Annotated in this window: 3 protein-coding genes and 1 pseudogene; 3 read left to right on the top strand and 1 reads right to left on the bottom strand. The window is 56.2% G+C overall.

Annotation, left to right across the window (positions count from 1 at the left end):
- A partial coding sequence (locus VI25_RS20000; RefSeq protein WP_152981720.1) for a SusC/RagA family TonB-linked outer membrane protein occupies positions 1 to 1,841 on the bottom strand: 1,841 nt, incomplete at its 3' end.
- A 595-nt stretch (positions 1,842 to 2,436) separates the two neighbouring features.
- On the opposite strand from VI25_RS20000, the pseudogene VI25_RS19995 reads away from it, so the two are divergent.
- From VI25_RS19995 to VI25_RS19985, 3 genes and pseudogenes are all read left to right on the top strand, one after another.
- Positions 2,437 to 4,715 (top strand): annotated as a pseudogene (locus VI25_RS19995) (GH92 family glycosyl hydrolase).
- 43 nt (positions 4,716 to 4,758) lie between these two features.
- Positions 4,759 to 5,817, top strand: a complete 1,059-nt coding sequence (locus VI25_RS19990) for a LacI family DNA-binding transcriptional regulator (RefSeq protein ID WP_045690608.1) — start codon at positions 4,759 to 4,761, stop codon at positions 5,815 to 5,817.
- Positions 5,818 to 6,057: 240 nt separating this feature from the next.
- Positions 6,058 to 6,240, top strand: a complete 183-nt coding sequence (locus tag VI25_RS19985; protein ID WP_055562772.1) for a hypothetical protein — start codon at positions 6,058 to 6,060, stop codon at positions 6,238 to 6,240.
- Positions 6,241 to 6,252: the final 12 nt, after the last annotated feature.

Raw genomic sequence — 6,252 nt, 5'->3', positions numbered from 1 at the left:
AAGGAGGTAGCGGTCCTTAAAGCTGTAGTTGGCGCGGCCAAAGAAGGAGAGAAACTTGTGCGGCCATCGAAGCTAGAGGCAGGCGGCGACGGCGTAGCTCCCGTGCCTAGGTTGTAAATAGAGGTAGCATTGTCGGGTAGGCCGCGGGTTTCTACCGATTCGGCAAAGTATCGCTCGCGCCGCGTTTCAGTACCGGCTACTAGGTTGATTGAGTGCAGCTCATTGAACTGCTTGTTGTAGGTCAGGTAGTTCTGCCACTGCAGCAGCTTGTTGTCCACGGCGCTGATGCCGGCCACGTTTTGCGTGCCTCCCCGCAGCTGCACCAAGTTGCTGCCAAAGGAGGGGTTTAGGGAGGAGGTGATGTTGGCCCCGGCTACGGAACGGAAGTCCAGGCCCGGCATGAATGTGATATTGAAAAAGGCGTTGCCGGCAAAGATCTGGTTGCGGTTGATTTGGATATCCTCGCGGGTAAGGGCCACCGGGTTGTCGCCGCCCTCCATATCGGGGTAGTCCTGCCGCTTGCCATAGGTACCGTCGGGGTACTGAATGGGCACGATGGGAATCATCTCAATCATCATGCGCGGGACGTTGTTGCCCCCCACGAAGTTGTTGCCGATGCGGTCCTCAATGTTGGAGTAGTTGACCGTGGCGCCCACTTTCAGCCACTTTTTCACTTGGTTATCTACCACCAAACGGGCCGAATACCGCTTCTGGTAGGTGTTTTTGATGGTGCCGTTGGCGTTGGTATAGTTTAGAAACAGTCCGTAGGTAGTCTGGTCGCCGCCGCCCGTGAAGCCGAGGTTATGACTTTGGCTTACCGCCGTTTGGGTAACCTCATCCTGCCAGTCCACGTCGTAGAGCGGGTTCAGCTGGTCGTCGAAGAGCTTGCCCACCAGGGCTCTGCGCTTAATGCGCGGGTCCCGGTTGGTGTACTTGCCCGCCGCCCAACCAGCGGGGTCGAACTTCTGCACGTTTTGGTAAGCCAAGTCCTCGGCCGCCAGAAACTCTTGGGCGTTGAGTACATCAAGCTTGCGCGCTATCTTGCTTACACTGACGAAGTTGTCGTAGCTAATCTGTCCGCCTTTGCGGCCGCGCTTGGTCGTAACGATGATTACTCCGCTGCTCCCCCGCGACCCGTAGATGGCCGTAGCTGAAGCATCCTTGAGCACCTCAATGCTTTCAATATCGGCTGGGTTGAGAGCCGTAATGCCAGCTTCCCAGAAAATGCCATCTACTACATACAGCGGGGTGTTGCCCGCCGTGATGGAGGAATATCCCCGCACGCGGATGGTAGGGCTGCTGCCTGGTTGCCCGGAGTTCAGCGACACATCGACGCCCGTAACGCGGCCTTGCAGGCTTTGCGCCACGTTTACCACCGGGCGCTCTAGAATCTCACTGCTTTTCACGCTGCCTACGGCCCCGGTCACGTCGGAGCGACGCTGGGTTCCGTAGCCTACTACCACTACCTCGTCCAGGGCCTTGTTATCTGTTACTAGCTTGATAGTAAGTGTGGTACGGCCTTCTACGCTGATTTCCTGGGCCACAAAGCCAATGGAGGAAACGACCAAGGTTTCATTGCCCGTGGGCAAGGTCAAGGAGAAGTTGCCTTCAGCGTCAGAACTAGCTCCTAATCCACTAGCACCCTTTACAATAATAGTCGCGCCGGGCAAGGGCGCTCCTTTGTCGTCCGTTACGCGGCCCTGCACTGTTACGTCCACGCGGGCCGCAGTAGCCTTCATATCACTGCGGGCCCAGGCCGGCGTGAGGGGAAGGGCCGTAGCGGAACCCAGAAGGAGCAAGGGGGCGCCACGCCAGTTTCGGATAGCTAGAGAAGTGAGCATAGGGATGAGATTGTGGGATGAAAAACATGTAGCCGCAGGGAGGCGGGTGGGAAGTGCAGGAAGGAAACCGCGTAGTAGAATAGATTGACCTAAAGGGATAATAGCTAGATTAAACGTTTTAGCATACAGGTATACTAAGGATGGCTCGTGGAAAAATAAACCATGAGGAAAAGCAGAAAAAACACAAGGGTACTACACGCTGAGAGGGAAGCAGACCAACCTAGTAGCAGAGCTATTTTGTGAGTAAAATCCTGTATTAGAGAAGTTTACTAAATAGACTACCATTGTCAAACGCACAGATGCTGGCAACGAAATCAAGTTAAACACACGAAAATCCTTCGTGGCTAACTGCGAAAAAATCTGCCTCCTGATAGGTAAGCAGACCTTGATGAGGGCGTATCTGGCGAAAAGATGAAGGATTTATCTTGATAAACCAAAGTTTGCTTAAACATTTTAGCATATTTGCTAAAACGCGCTGCCTGTCGCCCTTCGTTTTACGGGCCTTTCCTGGGTGCCTTCGCCCACAGAGGTACATGTATCGGAGCACTTCTGCTCCCGCCTGCCGAGTCCCATCCATTCCTTCTTTTACCTTCTTATGGTAGCTTTTTCCTTGCATTGGCCCCCAAAGGCCGCTTCCTGGTGCGTGCGACTACTAGTGTCCTTCCTGCTGTTGAGTGCCCGCCTCGTCTTCGCCCAAAGCCTAACCTCGCATGTCGACCCCCTGATTGGCACGGGCGGGCACGGGCACGTATTTTTAGGTGCCAATGTGCCATTCGGGGCTGTGCAAGTGGGGCCACAGAACATCTTTAAGGGGTGGGACTGGTGCTCGGGCTATCATTATTCCGATAGCCTGATTACCGGCTTTTCACACACCCACTTAAGCGGAACGGGAGCTTCTGATTTGGGCGACGTGCTCATTATGCCCTACACCGGGGCCGTGCAAACCGATAAAGGGCGGCAGCAGGCGCCGCACCAAGCTATTTGTCACGCTTCTCTCACCAGCGCGAAACGGCCAAGCCCGGCTACTACGCCGTAACGCTAGACGACTACGGGATTCGGGCGGAGCTAACCAGCACGGCCCGGGTAGGAATGCACAAGTACACCTTTCCCGCGGGCCCCAAGCCGGCCCACATCATCATTGACTTGAAAGAGGGCATTGATGACAAAGCCACTGACACGTATATAGAGCAGATAGATCCGCAGACGTACGTGGGCTACCGCTTCTCGAAAGGGTGGGCCAACGACCAGCGCCTATACTTTGCCATCAAGACGTCGGTGCCCATTCCGCAGTTTGCGGTATACAACGAAGCCCAACAACTCACCGGGAAACAGGGGCAGGGCCTGGCTATCAAAGGCTTGTTCAACTTCCCCAAAACCCCGGGCACCCTTCTGCTGAAAGTGGGTATCTCGCCCGTGAGCAGTCAGAATGCTCTGGCTAACATTCAGGCCGAAATTCCGGGCTGGGACTTCACGCAGGTACAACGTACCGCCGATGCGCAGTGGAACCGGGAGCTGGGCAAGGTGACCATTGAAACCCGCGACCCGGCTGCGCGGCGCATTTTTTACACTTCCATGTACCACGCGCTGTTTGCACCGGCTTTGTTCAACGATGTGAACGGGGACTACCGGGGCACGGATAAGAAAGTGTACCCCAAGGCGCCCTTCGTAAACTATACCACCTTTTCGCTGTGGGATACCTACCGCACCGAGCACTCTCTGTTCCTGCTCACCCAGCCCGAGCGGGTAGGAGATATGATGCAGTCTATGCTGGCCATTCAGCGGCAGCAGGGCAAACTACCCATCTGGCATCTGATGGCGAGCGAAACCAATACCATGGTAGGCTACAGTGCCGTGCCCGCTCTGGCCGAAGCTTACCTGAAAGGCACCCCCGGCCTCGATGGCAACCAAGTGCTAGCCGCCATGAAAGCCTCCAGCACCCGCAACGACCAGGGCGTGCGCTACTTAAAGGAGCTGGGCTTCATTCCGGCCGATAAGGAAAGTGAATCGGTGGCCAAGGCTATGGAATATGCCATCGACGACTGGAGCATTGCCCAGGTGGCTAAAAAACTGGGCCGCCAGGACGACTACGCTACGTACAGCGCCCGCGCCAAGTACTACCAGAAATACTACGACCCTCACACCCGCTTTATGCGTGGCCTTACGTCCGATGGCAAGTTCCAGGTGCCCTTCGACCCTATCCAGTCAATCCACCGCCAAAACAATTACACGGAGGGCAATGCCTGGCAATACACCTGGCTGGTGCCCCACGATGTACCGGGCCTGATTAAACTATTCGGTAGTGATGCTGCTTTCACTCAGAAGCTCGACAGCTTGTTTGTTGTGCAGGGTAGCTTAGGGGAAAGCGCTTCTCCCGATATTTCGGGCCTGATTGGTATGTATGCCCACGGCAACGAGCCTAGCCACGCCACCATTTACTTGTACCCTTACGCCGGACAACAGTGGAAAACGGCGGAAAAGGTGCGACAAGTGCTGCGCGAGATGTACAAAGACAAGCCCGATGGCATCAGCGGCAACGAGGACTGCGGGCAGATGTCGGCTTGGTACATTTTATCGGCTATGGGCTTCTACCCCGTCAGCCCCAGCAGTGGCGCTTACGTACTAGGCAGCCCTATTGTGGACAAAGCCACCTTGCGCCTGCCCAAAGGCAAAACCTTTCTCATTGACGTTAAAAATAATGGCCCGCAAAACCAGTACATTCAGTCCGTTCGCTTAAACGGCAAGAGCTACCCCAACAGCTACCTGCTGCACCGCGATATTGTGGCGGGCGGTACGCTGGAATTAACTATGGGGCCGCAGCCAAACCGGGCGTTTGGCACGGCTCCTGCCACTCGCCCCCGGGAAGTATATCCGTAATATTCTGGAGCTGAAGCGCTCGGCGCCCGCAAACGAATTGAAGTTGAAAAAGAAAATCCTAATTCACGACATCGCCAAGCACTTGGACGTGTCCATTGCGACCGTCTCGTTGGTGCTCAACGGCAAGGCCAAGGAAAAGCGCATCAGTGATGTGCTGGCCGAAAAGGTGCTCAAGTACGTGGAAGAGGTGGGCTACAAACCCAACCAGCTAGCCAAGAGCTTACGCACGGGCAAAACCCACGTCATTGGCTTGGTGGTGGAGGATATTGCCAACCCGTTCTTCGCCACCGTAGCCGGCCTAATCGAGAAAAAGATCTTGGCCCGGGGCTACCGCATTATTTACTGCAGCACCAACGATGACACGGCCAAGACGCGGGACCTGCTCACCATGTTTCAGGAGCGCCACGTGGACGGCTACATCCTAGCCCTACCCGACGGGGTGGAAACCGACGTGCGCGCCCTTGTGCGGAGCGGAAAGCCCCTCGTCCTCTTCGACCGGGAACTGGCCGGGGTGCTGGCTAATGCGGTGGTAGTAGACGGCGCCCAAGGAATGTACGAGGCCACCCAGCACTTGCTAAACCAGGGATTTACGTCGGTGGGTATGGTGACGCTACAGGCGGGGCAGGCGCAGATGCAAGCCCGCTTACAAGGGTACGCCCAAGCCATGCAAGAACTGCACTTACCAGAACTGGTGCTGGAAATAGCGTTTCAGCAGGAGCGCGAGCAGATTATTGCGCAGATACAGGCATTCTGCCAGTCCAACCCCGAGTGCAATGCCCTGTTGTTTGCCACCAACTATTTGGGAGTGTACGGTTTGGAAGCCCTCAGCCGCCTGGGTCGCCGCATTCCAGAGCACATGGCCATCGTGTCGTTTGACGACCATGACCTGTTTCGGTTGTACTCGCCTACCATTACCGTGGTGGCCCAGCCCCTAGAAGCTATGGCCGAAAGCATCATCAGTACGCTCCTGAAGGCCTTAGAAGGGCCTGTGGAAACGGGCCGTAGCACGCAACTACAGCTGGCACCTCAACTTATTGTGCGCGAGTCTTCTATTCGGGTTCCGGAGAAAACGCGGTCGAAAACTTCCCGCACCAAAGCCTAACACGGCGCGAGACCTTACATGGGGCTGTGGTTGCGTAGCGGAAGCTGGCAACCTATATCAAGTCAGCCCAGACGCCGCCGTGTACCGCCGCATTGGTTTCAGGGCAACGGGTACGGTAGGGCCTGGCCTACCTTGCGTGTTTGCAAAATAGTAGCCGCCATCCTGCTTTCCTGCCCCAAAGTTGGCCGACTTTTGTCGGGTAAGAGGCCGTTGCACTTCTGCGGCCTGTACCTACTTATCATGTCCAAGGCTTCTCGCTTTGCTCTGCCGGCGGTACCGGCCGTTTTGCTTTCTATCATCAGTGTACAGGGCGGAGCCGCCCTGGCCAAGCAGTTATTCCCGGTGCTAGGGGCCGCAGGAACCACTAGCCTGCGCATTGGCTTGTCGGCGGTGGTGCTGCTGGCGTGGTACGGCCCCGGTTAGGGTCAGCCTCCG

It is taken from the genome of Hymenobacter sp. AT01-02, assembly GCF_000961955.2.
GTDB classification, from domain to species: domain Bacteria; phylum Bacteroidota; class Bacteroidia; order Cytophagales; family Hymenobacteraceae; genus Hymenobacter; species Hymenobacter mucosus.
The sequence above is the reverse complement of the archived record's forward strand: the minus strand, read 5'-3'. Positions and strand labels throughout refer to the sequence as shown.